Source organism: Variovorax sp. CAN15, from assembly GCF_030462475.1.
GTDB lineage: Bacteria > Pseudomonadota > Gammaproteobacteria > Burkholderiales > Burkholderiaceae_C > Variovorax.
Genome location: NZ_JASMRZ010000015.1, coordinates 11,985 through 30,526 on the forward strand (window position 1 = coordinate 11,985; position 18,542 = coordinate 30,526).

Sequence of the window (18,542 nt, forward strand, 5' to 3'; positions counted from 1 at the left end):
CGGCAATGCCACAGGCAGCATCAGCTTCCGTCGACGTCCTGCAGCGCCTGCCCGTTGACGCGCACCGCTTCGACCACGCGCCCCTGGCCCGTCGCCAGCGGCTGTGAGCGGCCCTCGGCCCGCACCTTGTCGCCGACCTTCAGGGCCAGCCGCGCGAGGCCGTCGGGCTTTGTGTGGACGAAGTCGCCGGTGTCCAGCACCACGCCATTGGCCTGTCCGTGGCGCGCGTAGTTGAAGCGGACTACCGTGCCGTCGATGCGTTCACCGGCATCCATCTGGCGCGGCGCCTTGCCGTCGATCGAGGCCAGCCGCTCGAAGCGGTAGACCGTGTGTTCGGCATCGCCTTTGGGCGAGGGGTCTTGTTCGATGCCCTCGATCACCAGCGCCTGGCCGGCCTGCAGGCCGGCAAACGCGTGCGCGGCGCATTCGTCGTGGCGATCGAACACGAACTGCGTAGGCACGCCGTCGGTGTCGATCAGCACGCCTTCGATGTGGCCCTTGGGGCTGTAGACCAGGTGCTGGAAGCGGCCTTCGACCGACCAGACGTCGAGGGTGTCATGAGGATGTGGCACGGAATGTCCTTCCTTGAGTGTGGTTGTGAACCGGAAAGCGCGATCAACCGAGCCGCAGCAGCACCGCCGATGCCGCGCACACGATCAGGAATGGAATGCTGATGCGATGGAACTCGCGAAGCCCGTGCGGCACCTTCGCCAGCCGCAGGGCGATGAGGTTGGCCAGCGAGCCCAGCACGCAGCCGAAGCCACCCACGCTCACGCCCGCCGCCAGCGCGGGCAGGTCGTGCACGTAGCGGTCCAGCAGGATGGTGGCCGGCACGTTGCTGATGAACTGCGAGGTGACGATGGCCGCGAGGTACGCGCGCCAGCCCTCGGCAATCGGCCACTGTCCCACCAGCGAAGCCACCGCCGGCAGTTCGGCGAGCTGGCGCAGGTCGACGAACATCAGCGCGATGATGGCGAGCAGCGCCCAGTCGACACCCAGCAGCACGCGGCGCTGGAACAGCAGGTAGGAGACGAACACCACCGCCAGGCCCGCCAGCAGCCAGTGCCGGTCGAGCGCGACGACGAAACCCACGAACAGCACGCCCGACAGCGCCAGCAGCCTCGGCTGCACCGGCGCGGCCTCGGCCGCCGGCTTGAGCGCGATGGCCGTGCGAGGCACCAGCAGCCACACGGCCACGAACAGCCAGAACAGCATGACGAGTACCGTGGGCGCCATCATCAGCATGAAGCCGCCGAAGCTCTCGCCGGTGCGGTGCCACAGGTACAGGTTCTGCGGATTGCCGATGGGCGTGAGCGCGGAGCCCGCGTTCACCGCCAGGGCCTGGAGCACCACCAGCCGCGCCAGCGGCAGGTGCGCCTGCGTGGCCAGCACGCGCGTGAGAGGTACCAGCAGGAACAGGCTCACGTCGTTGGTGACCAGTGCCGACAGCACGGCGGCCGTGGCGGTGAGCAGCAGCGCCAGCTGGCGCAGATCGGTGGTGCGCGCCAGCAGCCGCTGGGCGGCCGACTGGAGCATGCCGCTCTTCTCCACGCCCTGCGTGATGGCGAGCAGCCCGGCCAGGGCTCCCACGGTCTGCCAGTCGACCAGCTTGAGCCAGTCCATCGGCGCGCGCGGTCGCACGAAGGCGAACAGCACCGCCACCGCCACCAGCACCCAGAGCAGGCCGTTTCCGCCGCCTTCGTGGGTCGCGGGAGTTGCGGCCCCGGAATCGGCGGAAGTGGCGGACGAGGACAAGGACGAGGACGAGGACGACAGGGGGGACACGGTGTCTTTGGTCATGGAGCTGCGGTGGTCAGTGCGGAGGCGGCCGGCGTGTTCGCCATCGAACGGCGCCGGTCGCGAGTTTCCGGCATTGCGAGCGCAAACAGCGTCAGCGCAGCGGCCGCGATGCCCGCCAGCATCACGAAGGCCGTGCCGTAGCCGGCCAGGTGCGCGACCGTGCCCGCCACCAGGTTGCTGAGCGCCGCGCCAAGCCCCACGCAGGCCGCGCCGATGCCCAGCGCGAAGTTGAAATGCCCGCTGCCGCGCGTGATGTCGCCGATCGTCAAGGTCAGCATCACGCCGAAGATGCCCGCGCCGATGCCGTCCAGCACCTGCAGCGACAGCAGCGCGGCCGGGCTGTCGGCCAGCAGGTAGAGCAGCCCTCGCACCGGCAGCACCGCGAAGCCGATCAGGAAAATGGGCTTGCGCGCCAGCCGCGGCGCCCAGCGCCCGGCCGCCAGGGCAATCGGAATGGTGACCAGCTGCGTGACGATCACGCCGCCCGACAGCCACAGCGTGGCCGAGGTGCCGGCCTGCGTGCCGACCTTCTGCGCCACCAGCGTGAGCATGGCGGCGTTGGCCAGGTGGAACAGGAAGGCGCAGACCAGCAGCACGATGAAACGGCGGTCGTACCAGCGTGCGGTGGAACGCGGCGCGTCGGCCTCCTCGTGATCGGCATCGGCACCGCGCGCCAGCTTCGGATCGACGTCGCGCTTGCGGATCAGCATGGCCGCCGCGATGGTCGGCAGCGCCATCGCCACCGCGTAGAAGAACATGGCATGCGGGCCGAACGCGTGGCCCACCCAGCCGGTGCCCAGCGCCCACAGCACCGTGCCCGCCGCGGTGATCGCGGCGTTGCGGCCGACGCGCGCATCCAGCCCGGCGCGGCCCACCATGCCCAGGCTGACGGCCGCGATGGCCGGCGCCACCAGCGTGCCCGCGGCGCCGATGAGCGACTGGCCCGCCAGGATCACGCCGTAGCCCGGCCAGTTCGCCATGACCACGAGGCACACCGCGATGAGCGCGATGGCCCCCGCGATCCACCGCGGCTTGTGCCGCACGCTGTCGATCAGCGCGCCGGCCGGCGCCTGCACCAGCAGCCCGACCAGCGCCGAGACGAACATCACGGTGCCGATGCGCTGCGGGTCCCAGGCCAGCGTGCCGGCCATGAAGACGATCAGGAACGGGCCGACGCCGCCCTGGATGTCTGGCGCGAAGAAGGCCAGCGCGTCCAGTGCGCGCAGGCTGCGGCGGGAGGGGGCGGAGGACGGGGCGGTCATCGCAGCGGCTCGCGGATCAGAACGCCGGCACCGGCGGACGCGGCGCCGCCGGGCCGCGACCCGGTCCCCGGCGCGGGCCGTCGAACACCTCGCGCACGGTGGATGCGGTCGGGCCCATGCCCGTGGCTTCCAGCGCCGTGCCCTGCGCACCGCGCGTGCCCCAGCCGCGCGCGTAAAGCTGCGCGCCGGGTTGCAGTTGCGCGCCGTACGCCGCGCCGATGTGCGGCGGGAAGCGCACGATGGTCCTGTCGGCCAGCAGCGCGCCGTGCACGTCGCCGAGGTCGTTGTACAGAAGGCGCTCGATGCGCCCGTCCGCCGTCATGGCGCTCAGCGCGGCCGGGTCGCGCCGCGGCGGGAGCATGCCGGGAACGGGCGGCTCGTCGATCACGCCGCGGCCGTTGGCGCTGAGCGACTGCATGCGCACCACCGGCACCTGGGGCGCGCGCCAGCCGCGGACCTGCACGGTGTCGCCGGGCCTGAGCGCCTGCATCACCGCGGCCGAGAGGTGCGGCGGAAACGCGACCTGCGTACCGTCGGCCAGCAGCAGGCCGTCGGCCTCGCCGTTCGGGTTGAGCAGCCATTGCTGGACGCGGCCGGTGGCGACGGTCTCCGCCTCCGGTGCGGCGACGGGCGGCGGCGGCGGAAGATGGGCGAAGGCCGGGGTGAAAGCGGTGCTGCCCGCGAGCAGGCAGACGGCGGTGGCGATGGACGCGATGCGGTGTGTCATGGTGACTCCTTGTGGATGAATGCCCCATGGACATCTCACACAACGTGCCAGCCCGCATTTCCTTTGAAATCAACGACTTGCGCGCGCCGAACGGCGGCAGTCGTCCGGTACGGAGACAGGAGGCGTCCGCTTTGCGGACACCCCCGGACGCCTTATCGCCTCATCGCCCTATCTACTACTCGATGCCGTACTGCGCCAGCTTCCGGTACAGCAGCTGGCGGTGAATGCCCAGCCGCCGCGCGGCCTCGGTGCGGTTGCCCTGCGCCTGCGCGAGCGCGTGCTCGATGAGCAGCCTTTCGAGCCGTTCCACCGCGCCGGGCAGGTCGCCCTCCAGCCACTCGGCCGGCAGCATCCCGACGGACGGTGCGGATTGCGCGGGCCGCGCCTCGCCCATCGCCAGGCCCAGGTCGGCGCTGCCGATCACGCGATGCCGCACCAGCGCCTGGCAGCGCTCCATCACGTTGCGCAGCTCCCGCACGTTGCCGGGCCAGGGCCGGCTCAGCAGCAACTGCGCGGCCTCCGCCGAGAGCGCCTTGGGCGCATCGGGCGAGGCCGCGCGCCGCAGGAAGTGCTCGGCCAGCGGGATGACGTCGGCCAGCCTCTCGCGCAGCGGCGGCAGGCGTATCGACAGCACGTCGAGCCGGTACATCAGGTCTTCGCGAAAGCGCCCCTCGCCGACTGCGGCGGCCAGGTCGCGGTGGGTGGCTGCGACGATGCGCACGTCGACCTTCACAGGCTTGTGGCTGCCCAGCGGCGTGACCTCGCCTTCCTGCAGCACGCGCAGGATCTTCGCCTGCACCGCGAGCGCCATGTCGCCGATCTCGTCGAGCAGCAGCACACCGCCGTCGGCCGCGCGGAAGCACCCCGCGCGCTCGCCGGTCGCACCCGTGAACGCGCCGCGCACATGGCCGAAGAGTTCGCTTTCGAGCAACTCCTTCGGAATGGCCGCGCAGTTGACCGCCACGAAGGGCTTGTCCGCGCGCGACGAATACCGGTGCAGCGCGCGCGCCACCATTTCCTTGCCGGTGCCCGTCTCGCCCAGCACGAGCACGGGCGCCGAGCTCGCCGATGCCAGGCCGATGCGCTTCTGCACCTCGCGCATCGCCTGGCTGAGACCGACGAGGTCGCCGTCGTCCTCCGTCACGGCGGCGGCCGATGCCACGCCTTGTTGCTGCTGCTGTTGCAGTACCCGCCCGAGCACCTCGCGCACGGCGTCGCGGCTGATCGGCTTGGTGATGTGGTCGAAGGCGCCGAGCCGCATCGCCTCGATGGTGTTGCCCGCGCTCGCGAAGGCCGTGAGCACGATCACCGGCGGCACGCGCGCGAGCCGCGCGCGCATCGCCTCCAGCGTCTGCAGGCCGTCCATGCCGGGCATGCGGTGGTCGAGGAACACGGCGTCGAAGCGCGTGCGCGCCATCGCATCGAGCGCCTCGGCGCCGCTCGCGGCGTTCTGCGCGTCGTGGCCCAGGCCCTGCAGCGTCTCGGCCAGCGTGTCGCGGAAAGCGTCGTCGTCGTCGACGATCAGGAAGCGCGCCATGGAAGCTCCAGTTCGAATCGCGTGCCGGGTTCGAGCGCGGCATGGCGCAGGTCGCCGCCGTGCGCCAGCGCCACCTCGCGCGCCAGGGCCAGGCCCAGGCCGGTACCGTCGGCGCGGCCCGTGGCGAAGGGCTCGAAGAGGCTGGACTGCAGGGCTTCTGGTACGCCGCCGCCGTCGTCGTCCACCCGGATGAAGAGCGCGCGCGCCTCGTTCGCCGAGGCCGAGAGCGTGACCTGCCCGCCGCGCGGCGCATGGCGCACCGCGTTGTCGAGCAGGTTGTCGACCGCGCGCGCCAGATGCACGGGGTCGAACACGGCCTGCGGCGGCTCGTCGTGCCGCAGCACCACGCGCACCTCTGCTGCGCCGGCCTTGACGCTCACGGTCGCGATGCGTTCTTCGAGCCAGCGATGCAGGTCGACCTGCACAGGTGCCAGCGTCACCGGCTGTACCAGCGCCAGCAGGCTCTGCACCAGGCCGTCGAGCCGGTCGATCTGCCCGACGATCACGCGCAGCGCGTCGCCCTGCTTCTCGGGCGTGGCGGCCAGCGCGTTCTCGGCCTTCAGCCGCATGGTGGCGATGGGATTGCGGATCTCGTGCGCGATGCCCCCCGTCATGCGGCCCAGCGCGGCCAGGCGCTGGTCGCGGCTGCGCTGCTGGGCGGCTTCGCGAAGGCGCGCGCGTGCTTCCTCGAAACGCACACGGTAGTGATTGAAGCCGTCGACGATGCGGTCGAGCTCGCGCACGCCGGTGCGGGGCAGCTCCGGCATGGCGCCGCCGTCGGCATCGCTGCGGGCCAGCCGGTTTTCCAGTCGCTGCACGTGGCGCAGCCCGCGCAGCAGGATGAAGCCCAGCCACAGGCCCGAAGCAAGCACCAGCAACAGCAGCACGCCGAGCCCGGTGCGCAGGCTGTCCTGCGCGGCCAGCGCGCCGCCGGTGGTGCGGGTCATGGTCCAGGCCGCGAGGTCGTTGCCCGGCGCCGCCAGCGGGCAGGCCGCGACGATCAGCGCCTCCCGGCTGCCGCGCACCACGTCGGTCTGCAACTGCTGCGTGCGGGCGGCCAGCTGCGCCACCTCGGCGATCAGCGGCTGCTCGGCCGCGGGCACGTCGCGCTTGACGCCGCCACCTTCATAGGTGGGGTAGGCATAAGCCAGCTGGCCGCCGCCGGCCTGCCACACGCCGCCCTCGACGTGCGGCGCCTCGATCAGCACCAGCTGCAGCAGCACCTGGAGCAGGTCGACCTGCGGCTGCGCAGGGGCGGGCGACGAGGGCGACGAGGGCGACGGCGTGGCCGACTTGGCATAGCGCGCCGCGATCGCCCGGCAGGACTGCTCGGTGGCGCCGCGCGCCGCCGACATCTGCACGCCCGCGCTGCTGCGGTAGAGCGTGAGCATCACCACCGCCAGCGCGGTGCACATGCCGAAGAGCAGCATCCAGAAGAAGAGAAGTTGACCGCGCAGGGATTTCATTCGCCGCGATCTTGCCTTGTCTTCGTGTCGCGGCGCGTCGGTCCTGGCTCTGTCAACGAACGGCGAGGTCGCGCAGTTCGCGCTTGAGCACCTTGCCGATCGCGCTGCGCGGCAGCTCGTCGATGAAGGCCAGCCGCGCCAGGCGCTGGGTCTTGCCGAGCTGGGCGTTGGTCCACTGCAGCAGTTCGTCCTCGCTGGTGGCGTCGCCCTCGCGGCGCACCACGAAGGCGGCCGGAGTCTCGCCCCATTGCTCGGAGGGCACGCCCACCACCGCCACGTCCGCCACCGCCGCATGGCCGCGCAGCACGGCCTCCAGGTCGCTCGGGTAGATGTTGAAGCCGCCGCTGATGATCATGTCCTTCTTGCGGTCGAACAGCGTGAGGAAGCCGTCGGCGTCGAAGCGGCCCACGTCGCCGGTGCGGATGAAGCGCTTGCCGGTGGCGTCGAACCACTCGGCCTCGCGCGTCTTCGCGGGCTGGCGGTGGTAGCCGGTCATCATGCCGGCCGAGTGGCCCACCACCTCGCCGGCCACTTCGGTGTTGCCGCTGGGGAGTTCCTTGCCCTCCTCGTCGATCAGGCGGATGTCGCTGCCCTCGGCGGGCCGGCCCACCGTGTGCAGCTTGGTCGGGTTCAGGTGCGCCTCCAGGATGCAGGTGCCGCCGCCCTCGGTCATGCCGTAGAACTCGACCAGCCCGCCGGGCCAGCGCTTGAGCACGTCGGCCTTCAGCGCCGCGCCGAAGGGGGCGCTGGTGCTGAACTTGTGCTTGTAGGAAGACAGGTCGTGCTCGTCGAAGCGCGGATGCGCCATCAGCCGCTGGTACTGCACCGGCACGAGCATGGTGTGGGTCACGCGGCGCTGCTGGGCGAGCTGCAGGTAACCCAGCGCGTCGAACTTGGGCATCAGCACCACGCAGCCGCCGAAGGCCAGCGTGGGGAAGAACACCACCAGCGTGGTGTTGGAATAAAGCGGAGTGGACAGCAGCGTGACCGTATCGGGCCCGTACTCGTACTTCGCGCCGCGCTGCACATGGGCCCAGCGCATGCCGTGGCCCTGCACGATGCCCTTGGGCTCGCCCGTGGTGCCCGACGAATAGATGATGTTGAAGGCCCAGCCCGGCTGCACCTCGATCGCCTCGGGCTGCGCGCCCACCGGCGCCAGCCATTCCTCGATATTGCGGCCGACCTGTGAGCCGTCGAGCGCCACGCGTGGAATGCCGCCTTCCTTCGCGGGGCCGATCACCTCGGCGGCCGATGCGTCGCTGAACAGGATGCGCGCGTCGGCGTCCTCGATCATGCGCGCCAGGCTGGCGGGCGTGGAGCCGGGCGCCAGCGGTGCCACCGCGACGCCCGCGCGCAGCGCGCCCAGGAACACGGCCGCGTAGTTCACTGAAGACGAGGCGCAGATGGCGATGGCGTCGCCGGCCTTGAGCCCGTCGCGCTGCAGGCTGGCCGCGACGCGGTCCATCAGCGCGTCGAGGGCGCGGTAGTCCAGCGTGCGGGTTGCGTCCGACAGGGCGGCGTGATCGGGAATGCGTTGCGCGTGGAGGCGGACCAGATCGGCGATGGCGCCGAAACTGCGTTCCATGGCGGCTTGGACGGCTGGGTGAGTTTGCAAAGTCGTCTTCCTTCTTCCTGGCCAGACCTTGGCCTAACGGCAGGATAGCGAAATGCTCCCGCTTTCCGCCAGCGCCTTGGCGACCGCGCGGCTGCCGGACGGCGTGCCGTCAGTTGGCGCTCAGGAAGGCGGGAACACGATCCCCGAGCGCTGTACGCCAAGCGGCGGCGGCGCTTGTTCTCACCAACGACAGGGAGTTTCCGTGCACATCATCTGGACGATTCTGATCGGCTTCATCGCCGGGCTCCTGGCCCGCGCCGTGCTGCCGGGTAACAACTCGATGGGGTTCATCCTCACGGCGGTGCTCGGCATCGCCGGCTCGCTGGTCGCGACCTATGCCGGGCAGGCCATGGGCTGGTATGCCGCGGGTGCCGGCGCCGGCTTCATCGCCTCGGTGGTCGGCGCGGCGGTGCTGCTCGGGGGCTGGCACCTCTTGAGCCGCTGAGGCGGGCGATCCGACCTCCACCACAGACAAGGAGCTATCCATGGGCTTACTCGACATCCTCCAGCAGGCCATCGGCAACAACAACGCTGAAGCCCACCTCGACCAGGTCGCGCAGCACGCCTCTCCGGGTGAACTGGGCGCGGGGCTCGCCGCGGCCATGCGCTCGGACCAGACGCCGCCTTTCGGCGACACGGTCGGCCAGCTCTTCGGCCAGTCCTCGCCGGCGCAGCAGGCCGGCGTGCTCAACCAGATCCTGGCCACGCTCGGCCCCGCTGCCGCCTCGGCGCTGGCCGGCGGCGTGCTCGGACGCATGCTGCAGCCGGGCCAGACGCAGATCACGCCCGACCAGGCCTCGCAACTCTCGCCGGCCCTGGTGACCGAGATCGCCGCGCATGCCGAGGAGCAGCACGCGGGCGTGATCGACGAGGTGAGCCAGTTCTACGCGCAGCACTCGGGGCTCATCAAGACGCTGGGCGGCGCTGCGATCGCCATCGCGCTGGCGAAGATGAAGGAGAACGCGACGCGGGGCTGAGCTGTTCACTCGGCCCGGCTTGGCTTGGCCATTTCAGCTCGCTGGATCTAGCACGGCCTGCCGCACCGCGTCGATGACATACTCGACCTCGTCGTCGCCAAGCGTCGGATAGAGCGGCAGTGCGATCGAGCACGCGGCCAGCCGCTCGGCATGCGGCAGGCTGACGCCGCCGTGCCAGGGCCGCAGCGCCTCGTGATGGTGAAGCGGCTGCTCGTAGTAGACGCGGTTCGCGACACCGGCTCCGGCCAGCCGCGTCGCAAAGGACGCACGTTCGTCCGAACTTCCGAGCCCGACCACGAAGTAATTCCACGCGTGGCCAGTCGTAGCCGGAGGCAGGTGCAGCGGCAGATCCGCCCAGGCCGAGAGGTAGCGCGCGGCGATTTCGCGGCGCCGTGCGATGTGCTGCGCGAACCCGTCCATCGCGGCATTGAGCAGGCAGGCTTGCAGCTCGTCCATGCGGCTGTTGTGACCCAGGCAGCGGTGCAGGCCGTCGTCGTAGCCGTGGTTGCGCAGCAGACGAGCCTTGCCCGCGTGCTCCGGATTCCTGAAGGCCAGTGCCCCGGCATCGCCGGCCGCGCCCAGCGTCTTGGTGGGGTAGAAGCTCATCGCCGCGGCATCGCCCCAGGTGCCCGCGTTGCCCGTGCGCGCGCCGTCGGTGGCATGAGCGCCGAGGCATTGCGCCACGTCCTCGACCAGCAGCAGGTTTTCGTTCCGGCAATAGGCCGCCAGCTCGGGCAGGCCGCTCGCGTCGCCAAAGAGGCCGACTGCGAGGAGCGCGCGCGTGCGGGGTGTGCGGGCATTGCAGAAGTCCGCGAGCGCTGGCGGAAAGTCACTGGGCGCGCTGTCGACGAAGACCGGCCGCGCGCCGGCGGCGATCACTGCCTCCGCGCACGCGACGAAGGTGTAGGAAGGCAGCAGCACCTCATCGAACGCTTCGCCTCCGCCCGTGCTCCCAATGCCGAGGCTCTTGAAGGCCAGAAGCAACGCATCGGAGCCCGATCCCACTGCCACTGTCTCGCGGCCGTCCAGCAAGCCGGAAAGGCGCGTCTCGAAAGCCCTGACCTGCGGGCCCAGCACGTAGACGCCGCTGCGCAGCACCGCGGTCAGTGCCTCCGCCAGCCGCGTTGCCTCCGGCTCGCAGGATCCAGCAGGCCTAAACAGCGGGATCTTCATGCGCGCAGCACCTGGCAGGCGCGCGTCACCGCAGCAAGACCGTCTGCGCCCGAGGCAATGCGGCTGGGCCGGCCCAGGATGGCTTGCCTGAATGCCCGGTACTGGCGCGCCAGCGCGTCGTCGGCGTGCCCTTGAGCACGCGCGTCGTCGCGCAGGTCGAGCCGATGCTCCTGGCCTCCTTCGAGAAACTGCAGCCGGGCGCTCGCCGAGCTGCCATACCCGCTTTCGAACTCGGCAACCAGCGCCCCCAGCCGCACGCGAGCGCGCACGCTCTGCCCGCCGACGTGCCGCTCGAGCACTTCCAGCGGCGCCTCGGATGGAGCGGCGCAAAGCCAGGCGAACAGGTCCAGGTCGTGCACCATCAGGTCGAGCACGCTCTCCGTGGCCGACCCGACGCGGGTCGAACAGCGGCTGAATCGCATGAGCGGACCCGAGCCCTGGCGATGGCTCGTCATCGCATTTCGCAGCCGGCCGAGCATCGCGGCGTCGAACACCGGGTTGAAGCGTTCGATGTGGCCGGTGGCCAGCGTGACGCCGCATTGATGTGCGGTCTGGATCATCAGCAGGCCGTCGTGTCGGTCCACGCAAAGCGGCTTTTCGACAAGGACGTGGCAGCCCCTGCGCATCAGGGCCAGCGCGAGGCCGGCATGCGCCTCGTCGCTGGCGGCGATGGTGGCCGATTCGATGCCGGGCGGCAGCTCCTCAAGCCCGGACATCAGCGGCAGCTTGGCAAGCTCGTCGGCAACTCGGGCCGACGCCGAGCAGTCCACCAGCGCGGACAACCGGAATCCGTCGAGCGCCAGCAGCTTCCGCGCGTGCACGCAGCCGAAGCGGCCGAGGCCGATCACTGCGTGGGCCAGTGCGGCGTTGTCGAGCGAGCCCGCCGCATCGGTGGCAATGGCTGCGACGCTGTCGTCGCTGGCAAGCGTGGTGAAGGTCATCGAGGCGTCGGCGGGGGACTGTCGTGTCGGTGCACCGGGCCGCGCAGCCGGTCCGCCACGACCTGCAGGTGGGTGCCCCGGATCACGTGCTTGTAGACGCCGGCAGCCACGCGCTCCTCGCCGAAGAGCTCGAAGGCCGGCTTGGTCGCGGGCGGCTGCGATTGCTCGTAGCGGGTGGGCTGGGCGGCGAACAGGCATTCACGGCCATAGGCCCGGGCCCCGAACTCGGCGATGAAGCCGGCCAGCTCCTTTTCGAGCTGGCCGCCGAAGCTGCGTGCGTAGCCGTGCATGTCATCGAGCTTGGCCTGCAGCTCGCGTTCGTCGAGTTCGACCACGACGTGGCGCTCGCAACTAAGGCGTGCCGGCGGACTCGGGTGCCCCACCGTGGGGTAGCCGAACGAAGCCACCATCCGGCCGCGCGCCGTTGCGCGCGCGGCGACCTGGTTGGCCAGCAGGCGGCACAAGTCGTGCGACGGGTTGTAGTCCTCGGCCTCGTCGGCAACGATGCATTCGATGCCCTGCTCGACGACATGCCCGGTCAATGCTTCGACCCATCGCGCGAAAAGGCCGGTGTCGCCTTCGAGCAGCGAGCGGTAGATGTCGGCGTCCGCGACCGGCTGCACGACGCCGGGTATCCAGTTGGCACCTGCGCGCGCGAGGTTGTCCACAGTGGGTTCGAGCCGCGGAACGCCGGAGGAACCGGCGCCATTGGTCAGCACCACGAAGTCGGGCCGTTCGTTGCGCAGCCACTTCCATAGCAGCAGCTCGTGGCCAGAATGTGCGGCGATCACCAGCGATTTCATGAGCGAGGGGCGTTGAATTGCACGAGGGTCGATATCCGGCGCAGCGGCTTCGTCACGCGCCATGAACGGCTGGCGTAGACCTCGCGCAGCTGCGCCTGGAGTTGCGCGAGTTCGGCGCGTGCCTGATGGGTCTTGTGCTCGGCTTCCGAGATGCGCGCGTCCGCGTCGGCGCGCGCCTGCTCTATCTGCAGCCGGGTCTCCGCCTGCTGTCGTATGGCTTGAGCTTCAAGCTGTTCGATCCGCGCCTGGTACATGTGTTGATGTTCGTTGAAGGACTGCTGCAGCCCCGCAACATGCTGATGCAGCGACGCGATGTTCACGTGCGCTGCCGACGGATAGCCGCGGCGGATCCAGTCCGCCACGTAGCGCGAAGCCTCCTCCGCCCGTTGGCCCGCGGGCACTTCGATCACAGGGTGCTGCAGCACCGCGCTCCGCATGCAGTCTTCGAGTGCACCGAGCGTGACATCCAGCCCGCCCGTGGCACGCATCCAGCTCGCGGCCCGGGCTGCGTCCTGTGAGTCGTAACGGTCGAGTGCGGCGCCCACGGTTTCGCGCGTGATGGGTCGCACGAGCAACGCCCGGCCGAAATTCCAGCGGCGTGAGTGAGCAACGTTCGCCGCCGTCACCATTTCTCCCATGCCCCAGACCGGATCGAGAACTACCACCGCATTGCCGGTGCACAGCGCCTCGGTCGCGCAGCGGCCCTTGCCGAAGACGATGTCGTAGCGTCCGAGCGCCTCGGCCGGATCGGGCAGGTGATTGCCCGTGCCGCTACCGATCACGTCCAGCGAGAGACCGCGCTGCACGCAGGCGGCGCGGATTTCCTCCAGCTGCGAGTTGTGCGAGGCATAGTTGCTGAAGACCAACGCCGTCCGTGGTTTTGCGGGCAGCTCACCTCGCCTGGGAAAGCGCGCAAGGTCGACACCGTTCTGTATCAGCTCGATGCGTTCGCGCGCGATGCCGAATTCGTGCACCAGCCGTTCCGCACAGTTCTCGTCGACCGCCACATGGCGCACGACCTGCGCAAACTGCGCGGGTCGCCCATGATCGTCGCTACGGTCGTGGCAGATCGTGACGACTGGTATGTCATGGAAGTGCATCAGGGCACGCACAGTTTCCTGGTGCGTGTTGCCGACGATCACGTCCGGCCGCGCCGCCATGTCGGCCAGGTCTGTGACGCAGGCTATGGAGGCGAAGCGCAGTTCGTTCGCCATGTCGCCGAAAGCCGTCGCGAAGATCGTGACGGCGTGCCCGCGGCGGCGCAGCCACATCGCCAGGTCGCGCGTGAACATCTCCGCGCCTGTGCGGTGCAGCAGATAGCACATCGCCAGCAGGATGTGCAGGGGCTTGCCGGGCTTCGTGGAGTCCGGGTTGGAGAGGGCCTCCGGAAAGGTCAATCGAGCGCCGGCGCGGCGCCGGCCAGAACGTGTCCTGCCTGCTGGTCCGCGTGATAGCTCGACCGAACCATCGCCCCCACCGCCGCATGGCTGAAGCCCATCTTGTAGGCCTCTTCCTCGAACATCTTGAAAGTGTCGGGATGCACGTAACGGCGCACCGGCAGGTGCGAGCCCGACGGCGACAGGTACTGGCCGATGGTCAGCATGTCGATGTCGTGGGCGCGCATGTCGCGCATGACCTGCAGGATCTCCTCGTCGGTCTCGCCGAGGCCGACCATGATGCCGCTCTTGGTGGGCACGCTGGGGTGCAGCGCCTTGAACTTCTTGAGCAGGTTCAGGCTGAACTGGTAGTCGCTGCCGGGGCGCGCTTCCTTGTAGAGGCGCGGCGCGGTCTCGAGGTTGTGGTTCATCACGTCCGGCGGCGCGGCCTTGAGGATCTCGAGGGCCCGGTCGTCGCGGCCGCGGAAATCGGGCACGAGGATCTCGATCTGCGTGGTGGGCGAGAGCTCGCGGATGTTCCTGATGCAGTCGACGAAGTGCTGGCTGCCGCCATCGCGCAGGTCGTCGCGGTCCACGCTGGTGATGACCACGTACTTCAAACGCAGATTGGCGATGGTCTTCGCGAGGTTGATCGGCTCGTCCTTGTCGAGCGGGTCGGGACGGCCGTGGCCCACGTCGCAGAAGGGGCAGCGGCGCGTGCACTTGTCGCCCATGATCATGAAGGTGGCCGTGCCCTTGCCGAAGCATTCGCCGATGTTGGGGCACGAGGCTTCTTCGCAGACGGTGTGCAGGTTGCTCTCGCGCAGGATCTGCTTGATCTCGTAGAAGCGCGTGGTGGGGCTGCCTGCCTTGACGCGGATCCAGTCGGGCTTCTTGAGCACTTCGCCGCTTTGCACCACCTTGACGGGAATGCGCGACAGCTTGGCTGCCGCCTTCTGCTTTGCCAGGGGGTTGTAGGTTTCGGCGCTTTGCGCGTCGCGGACGACTTCTGTGGTGCTCATCGATGTGTCAAGGCGCCAGGAAGGTACCGAGTTTCTGGCTCAGTACCGCGGCGGCTTCTTCCCATGTGGTTTGGATGCCGATTGTAGAAAGGTCGACCGTTTGCAGCCCTGCATAGCCGCAAGGGTTGATGCGCGAGAAGGGTTCGAGGTCCATCCGGACGTTGAGCGCCACGCCGTGGTAGGTGGCGTGGCGGCTCACCTTGATGCCCAGCGCGGCGATCTTTCCGAGCCCGCGGAACGGGTCGACCGCAGGCATGGGGCCGGTCAGCGCGGCGTGGGAGAACGGGTCGTCCAGCCGCACGTAGATGCCCGGCGCGCCCGCCACGCGGTGGCCCGTGACACCGAAGTGGGCCAGTGTGCGCAGCACCGATTCCTCGATGCGGTAGACGTATTCCTTGACGAAGTAACCCGCGCGGCGCAGGTCGATGAGCGGATAGGCCACCACCTGGCCGGGGCCGTGGAAGGTGACCTGGCCGCCGCGGTCGGTCTGCACGACGGGGATGGCGCCGGGGTTGAGGATGTGGTCCTGCTTGCCCGCTATGCCTTGCGTGAAGACCGGGCCGTGCTCGCAAATCCATAGCGCATCAGGCGTATCGGGCGTGCGCTCGAGCGTGAACTGCTTCATCGCCGCGAAGGTGCCGGCGTAGTCGACGCGGCCCAGCGGGCGCAGCTCGATGGCGGGACTGGCGATGGCTGCGGTGCCTGTCATTGCATGGCTTGCCGCGCGGACAGCTCGCGGGTCAAAGCACGACCTTGACCATCGGGTGCGAGGACAGCGCGCGGTAGATGTCGTCGAGCTGCTCGCGGCTGGTGGCCGTGACGGTGATGGTCACGCCGAGGTAGTTGCCGGCCTTGCTGTCGCGCAGCTCGACGGTGGTGGCGTCGAAGGTGGGGTCGAAGCGCTCGGCGATCTGCGTGATGGCATGCACGAAGCCGTCGACCTTGGCGCCCATCACCTTGATCGGAAACTGCGAGGGGTACTCGATCAGCGATTCCTTGCGCGGATCGGGGATCGAGGTGGTTTCGGTGGTGGTCGTGTTGCTGTCGGTCATGCCGTGACTCCGTGTTTCTGCTGCTTCTGCTTTTGCGCGTTGTGGACCTTGGCCTCCTGGTAGGCCTTGAACAAGGCTTCATAGATGGGGCCGGGCCGGCCGTTGCCAATAGGCTTGCCGTCGAGCATGACGACCGGCAGCAGCTCCTTGCTGGCCGAGGAAATCAGCACTTCGTCGGCGGCGAACACTTCTTCGCGCGAGATGGGGCGCAGCGCGAAGGGAATGCCGAGCGTCCTGCTCATGCGCTCGAAGAGGCCGTAGCGGATGCCGGTGAGCACGAGGTTGTTCTTGGGCGGGCCGATCAGCGTGCCGTCCTTCACGATCCACACGTTGCTCGACGAGGCCTCGCTGAGCAACTCGTCGCGGAACATGATGGTTTCGGCCGCGCCGGCCTCCACGCTGATCTGCCGCGCGAGCACGGCGCCCAGCAGGCTGGTGCTCTTGATGTGGGCCTTCTGCCAGCGGAAATCTGCCGCGGTGACGCAGGCCACGCCCTTGGCGCGGATGGCGTCGGAGATGGGCGGCAGCGGGTTCACCATCACGAACACCGTGGGGCGCAGGCCGCGCACCATCGCGTGGTCGCGCGGAGCCACGCCGCGCGTCACCTGGAAGTACACCGACTGCGGCGCATCGCCTGCGGGTGCGACGAGGCGCATCACGATCTCGCGCCACTGCGCGAGCGAGAGCGGGTTCTCGATCTGCAACTCGGCGAGCGAGCGATCGAGGCGGGCCATGTGCTCCTCGAAGCAGAAGGGCTGGCCGAAGTAGACGGGGACGTACTCGTAGACACCGTCGCCGAAAATGAAGCCGCGATCGAGGACGCTGATCTTCGCGTCGCGCAGCGCTGTGTATTCGCCATCGAGGTAACAAAGAGTGGCGGGCAGGGCGTCGGTGATAGGGTGCATGAAGGAATTATGGTTGCGCTCGCCGTGTCGGGCTCCCGTCAGGGAATGCAGCGCGGATTTGCGTGCGGGACAGCGCGGGTGGCGGGACTGGCTGGGTTTTTACTTATAATCAATGGCTTTGTAGAAATTCTGGGTCGTCATCCGGGCTTCATTCGAAATGAAAACAATCGCCCGTCATGACCCGGAGACCGCAGAAGGTCTCGACGCAGAATTCAAGCCGTTGACCGCCGATGAGGCGCGTGAACTGCGAGCAAAGAACCCATCGATCTCCCCGTGGCGGGTGATCGCGGGTCAGTTGGTTGTCGGTCTGGTGGTGGCTTTGGCCGCCTGGGGACTGACGGGGAGGCAAAATCTGGGCTGGTCCGCCGCATATGGCGCGATCGCGGTGGTTGTTCCATCGGCGGTCTTCGCGCGCGGGCTGACCGGCCGGTTTTCCTCCCTGAATCCGGGTACTGCGGTGTTCGGGTTCTTCCTGTGGGAAATGGTCAAGATGGCCTTGTCCGTGGCGATGCTGATCGCCGCGCCGAGGCTGATAACGGCGCTGAGCTGGCCAGCAATGCTGATCGGTTTGGTGGTGACAATGAAGGCGGCCTGGTTGGCGGTGATGTTCTCGCCCCGGCGCCGGAAACTGAGAGACGAGTAACGGAATGGCTGCTGAAAACGCTGCGGAACATGGTCAGACCGCGGGTGAATACATCGTTCACCACTTGACGCACCTGCAAAGCTCCAAGCCCGGAGGTGTGGCCGACTTCTCGGTTTTCAACTTCGACTCTCTTTTCTTCTCGATCACGCTCGGTATCCTTGGTTGCTGGCTGCTCTGGCTGGCTGCCCGCAAGGCCACTTCGGGTGTTCCCGGCCGTTTTCAAGCGGCTGTCGAACTGCTCGTCGAAATGGTCGACCAGCAGGCCAAGGGCATCGTCCACAACGCCACCAGCCGCAAGTTCGTCGCCCCGCTGGCGCTCACCATCTTCGTGTGGATCTTCCTGCTGAACGCAATGGACCTGTTCCCGGTCGATTTGTTCCCGGCGATCTGGGCCAAGATCTTCCATCTCGCCGGTGAAGACCCGCACCACGCCTACCTTCGCGTCGTGCCCACCGCCGACCTCTCGGTGACCATGGGCATGTCGGTGGCCGTGCTGCTGATCTGCATCTACTACAACATCAAGATCAAGGGCGCGGGCGGCTGGGTCCACGAACTGTTCACCGCCCCCTTCGGCAACCACTGGGCGCTGTACCCCTTCAACTTCGCCATGCAGATGATCGAGTTCGTCGCCAAGACGGTCTCGCACGGCATGCGTCTGTTCGGCAACATGTATGCCGGCGAACTGATCTTCCTGCTGATCGCCCTGATGGGCGGAGCCTGGTCCATGTCGGCCACCGGCATCGGCTTGGCCATCGGCCACATCATCGCGGGCACGGCCTGGGCCATCTTCCACATCCTGATCATCACGTTGCAGGCCTTCGTGTTCATGATGCTGACGCTGGTCTACATCGGCCAGGCCCACGATCACCACTGATCATCAGTTTTCGTTCTTGTTTTCTGTTTTCTCTTCAACCAAAGTCCTCTAGGAGTCATCATGGAAGTTATTAGCTTTGTTGCACTGGCCGCCGGCCTGATCATCGGTCTGGGCGCTGTGGGCGCATGTATCGGCATCGGCATCATGGGCAGCAAGTACCTCGAGTCGGCCGCACGTCAGCCCGAACTCATGGGTGAACTTCAAACCAAGATGTTCCTGCTGGCTGGTCTGATCGACGCCGCGTTCATTATCGGCACCGGTATCGCCCTGTGGTTCGCAACGGCCAACCCGTTCCTGTCGCAAATCGCCAACCTGCCGAAGTAAGTCTTTCTCGTCGGACCTGCGTCGTCGTTCCCTGGCCCTGCTAGC

20 protein-coding genes are annotated in these 18,542 nt (G+C 68.4%); 5 read left to right on the forward strand and 15 right to left on the reverse strand.

Annotated elements, in window-relative coordinates; all coding sequences use genetic code 11:
- Positions 1–20 precede the first annotated feature (20 nt).
- The 7 genes from QMO14_RS12950 to QMO14_RS12980 form a co-directional block, all read right to left on the reverse strand.
- On the reverse strand, positions 21–572 hold the full coding sequence (locus QMO14_RS12950) for a hypothetical protein (RefSeq protein ID WP_301507617.1): 552 nt from the start codon (positions 570–572) through the stop codon (positions 21–23).
- A gap of 43 nt (positions 573–615) precedes the next feature.
- Positions 616–1,800, reverse strand: a complete 1,185-nt coding sequence (locus QMO14_RS12955; protein ID WP_301507618.1) for an SLC13 family permease — start codon at positions 1,798–1,800, stop codon at positions 616–618.
- The gene (locus QMO14_RS12960) at positions 1,797–3,062 is read right to left on the reverse strand and encodes an MFS transporter (RefSeq protein WP_301507619.1); all 1,266 of its coding nucleotides are present in this window, start codon (positions 3,060–3,062) and stop codon (positions 1,797–1,799) included. The genes QMO14_RS12955 and QMO14_RS12960 overlap by 4 nt, the downstream gene beginning before the upstream one ends.
- Before the next feature lie 16 nt (positions 3,063–3,078).
- Positions 3,079–3,789 (reverse strand): hypothetical protein, encoded by a 711-nt coding sequence (locus QMO14_RS12965; RefSeq protein WP_301507620.1) that lies wholly within the window; start codon positions 3,787–3,789, stop codon positions 3,079–3,081.
- 175 nt (positions 3,790–3,964) lie between these two features.
- Positions 3,965–5,326 carry a sigma-54 dependent transcriptional regulator gene (locus QMO14_RS12970; protein WP_301507621.1) on the reverse strand — a complete coding sequence of 454 codons (1,362 nt, stop codon included), beginning with the start codon at positions 5,324–5,326 and terminating at the stop codon, positions 3,965–3,967.
- Positions 5,311–6,792 carry a HAMP domain-containing sensor histidine kinase gene (locus QMO14_RS12975; RefSeq protein ID WP_301507622.1) on the reverse strand — a complete coding sequence of 494 codons (1,482 nt, stop codon included), beginning with the start codon at positions 6,790–6,792 and terminating at the stop codon, positions 5,311–5,313. The genes QMO14_RS12970 and QMO14_RS12975 overlap by 16 nt, the downstream gene beginning before the upstream one ends.
- Before the next feature lie 52 nt (positions 6,793–6,844).
- Positions 6,845–8,377, reverse strand: a complete 1,533-nt coding sequence (locus QMO14_RS12980; protein WP_301507623.1) for a class I adenylate-forming enzyme family protein — start codon at positions 8,375–8,377, stop codon at positions 6,845–6,847.
- Between the two features lie 232 nt (positions 8,378–8,609).
- On the opposite strand from QMO14_RS12980, the gene QMO14_RS12985 reads away from it, so the two are divergent.
- Together QMO14_RS12985 and QMO14_RS12990 are read left to right on the forward strand one after the other, a co-directional pair.
- Positions 8,610–8,852 (forward strand): GlsB/YeaQ/YmgE family stress response membrane protein, encoded by a 243-nt coding sequence (locus tag QMO14_RS12985; RefSeq protein WP_301507624.1) that lies wholly within the window; start codon positions 8,610–8,612, stop codon positions 8,850–8,852.
- 40 nt (positions 8,853–8,892) lie between these two features.
- Positions 8,893–9,384: a hypothetical protein gene (locus QMO14_RS12990; RefSeq protein ID WP_301507625.1), complete on the forward strand. Its 492-nt coding sequence runs from the start codon at positions 8,893–8,895 to the stop codon at positions 9,382–9,384.
- Between the two features lie 33 nt (positions 9,385–9,417).
- On the opposite strand, the gene QMO14_RS12995 is transcribed toward QMO14_RS12990, so the two are convergent.
- The 8 genes from QMO14_RS12995 to QMO14_RS13030 are packed head-to-tail and all read right to left on the reverse strand — an operon-like array spanning position 9,418 to position 16,656.
- Entirely contained in the window at positions 9,418–10,557 is a 1,140-nt protein-coding gene (locus QMO14_RS12995; RefSeq protein ID WP_301507626.1) for a DegT/DnrJ/EryC1/StrS aminotransferase family protein, read from the reverse strand.
- Entirely contained in the window at positions 10,554–11,498 is a 945-nt protein-coding gene (locus tag QMO14_RS13000; RefSeq protein WP_301507627.1) for a Gfo/Idh/MocA family protein, read from the reverse strand. The genes QMO14_RS12995 and QMO14_RS13000 overlap by 4 nt, the downstream gene beginning before the upstream one ends.
- On the reverse strand, positions 11,495–12,289 hold the full coding sequence (locus QMO14_RS13005; protein ID WP_301507628.1) for a hypothetical protein: 795 nt from the start codon (positions 12,287–12,289) through the stop codon (positions 11,495–11,497). Before QMO14_RS13005 ends, QMO14_RS13000 begins: the two co-directional genes overlap by 4 nt.
- Before the next feature lie 8 nt (positions 12,290–12,297).
- Entirely contained in the window at positions 12,298–13,698 is a 1,401-nt protein-coding gene (locus QMO14_RS13010) for a glycosyltransferase (RefSeq protein WP_301507629.1), read from the reverse strand.
- Positions 13,695–14,699, reverse strand: a complete 1,005-nt coding sequence (lipA, locus tag QMO14_RS13015) for a lipoyl synthase (RefSeq protein WP_301507630.1) — start codon at positions 14,697–14,699, stop codon at positions 13,695–13,697. The genes QMO14_RS13010 and lipA overlap by 4 nt, the downstream gene beginning before the upstream one ends.
- Before the next feature lie 7 nt (positions 14,700–14,706).
- Positions 14,707–15,408: a lipoyl(octanoyl) transferase LipB gene (gene lipB / locus QMO14_RS13020; protein WP_301507631.1), complete on the reverse strand. Its 702-nt coding sequence runs from the start codon at positions 15,406–15,408 to the stop codon at positions 14,707–14,709.
- 31 nt (positions 15,409–15,439) lie between these two features.
- Entirely contained in the window at positions 15,440–15,751 is a 312-nt protein-coding gene (locus tag QMO14_RS13025) for a YbeD family protein (RefSeq protein WP_301507632.1), read from the reverse strand.
- Positions 15,748–16,656, reverse strand: coding sequence for a D-amino acid aminotransferase (locus QMO14_RS13030; RefSeq protein ID WP_301507633.1), 909 nt, complete (start codon positions 16,654–16,656; stop codon positions 15,748–15,750). The genes QMO14_RS13025 and QMO14_RS13030 overlap by 4 nt, the downstream gene beginning before the upstream one ends.
- Positions 16,657–16,813: 157 nt before the next feature.
- On the opposite strand from QMO14_RS13030, the gene QMO14_RS13035 reads away from it, so the two are divergent.
- From QMO14_RS13035 to atpE, 3 genes are read left to right on the forward strand one after another with little or no spacing between them, the layout of a single operon-like run.
- On the forward strand, positions 16,814–17,299 hold the full coding sequence (locus tag QMO14_RS13035) for an ATP synthase subunit I (protein ID WP_301507634.1): 486 nt from the start codon (positions 16,814–16,816) through the stop codon (positions 17,297–17,299).
- Between the two features lie 4 nt (positions 17,300–17,303).
- Positions 17,304–18,173, forward strand: coding sequence for a F0F1 ATP synthase subunit A (gene atpB / locus QMO14_RS13040; RefSeq protein WP_301507635.1), 870 nt, complete (start codon positions 17,304–17,306; stop codon positions 18,171–18,173).
- Between the two features lie 57 nt (positions 18,174–18,230).
- Entirely contained in the window at positions 18,231–18,497 is a 267-nt protein-coding gene (gene atpE, locus QMO14_RS13045; RefSeq protein ID WP_170855569.1) for a F0F1 ATP synthase subunit C, read from the forward strand.
- Positions 18,498–18,542: the final 45 nt, after the last annotated feature.

Coding starts and splice junctions, on each gene's coding strand:
- QMO14_RS12975 (WP_301507622.1), bottom strand. CDS start 6,792: ATGAAATCCCTGCGCGGTCAACTTCTCTTCTTCTGGATGCTGCTCTTC.
- QMO14_RS12955 (WP_301507618.1), bottom strand. CDS start 1,800: ATGACCAAAGACACCGTGTCCCCCCTGTCGTCCTCGTCCTCGTCCTTG.
- lipB (WP_301507631.1), bottom strand. CDS start 15,408: ATGACAGGCACCGCAGCCATCGCCAGTCCCGCCATCGAGCTGCGCCCG.
- QMO14_RS12980 (WP_301507623.1), bottom strand. CDS start 8,377: ATGGAACGCAGTTTCGGCGCCATCGCCGATCTGGTCCGCCTCCACGCG.
- QMO14_RS12970 (WP_301507621.1), bottom strand. CDS start 5,326: ATGGCGCGCTTCCTGATCGTCGACGACGACGACGCTTTCCGCGACACG.
- QMO14_RS13030 (WP_301507633.1), bottom strand. CDS start 16,656: ATGCACCCTATCACCGACGCCCTGCCCGCCACTCTTTGTTACCTCGAT.
- QMO14_RS13035 (WP_301507634.1), top strand. CDS start 16,814: ATGAAAACAATCGCCCGTCATGACCCGGAGACCGCAGAAGGTCTCGAC.
- QMO14_RS13025 (WP_301507632.1), bottom strand. CDS start 15,751: ATGACCGACAGCAACACGACCACCACCGAAACCACCTCGATCCCCGAT.
- QMO14_RS12990 (WP_301507625.1), top strand. CDS start 8,893: ATGGGCTTACTCGACATCCTCCAGCAGGCCATCGGCAACAACAACGCT.
- atpB (WP_301507635.1), top strand. CDS start 17,304: ATGGCTGCTGAAAACGCTGCGGAACATGGTCAGACCGCGGGTGAATAC.
- QMO14_RS12960 (WP_301507619.1), bottom strand. CDS start 3,062: ATGACCGCCCCGTCCTCCGCCCCCTCCCGCCGCAGCCTGCGCGCACTG.
- QMO14_RS13000 (WP_301507627.1), bottom strand. CDS start 11,498: ATGACCTTCACCACGCTTGCCAGCGACGACAGCGTCGCAGCCATTGCC.
- QMO14_RS12995 (WP_301507626.1), bottom strand. CDS start 10,557: ATGAAGATCCCGCTGTTTAGGCCTGCTGGATCCTGCGAGCCGGAGGCA.
- lipA (WP_301507630.1), bottom strand. CDS start 14,699: ATGAGCACCACAGAAGTCGTCCGCGACGCGCAAAGCGCCGAAACCTAC.
- QMO14_RS12965 (WP_301507620.1), bottom strand. CDS start 3,789: ATGACACACCGCATCGCGTCCATCGCCACCGCCGTCTGCCTGCTCGCG.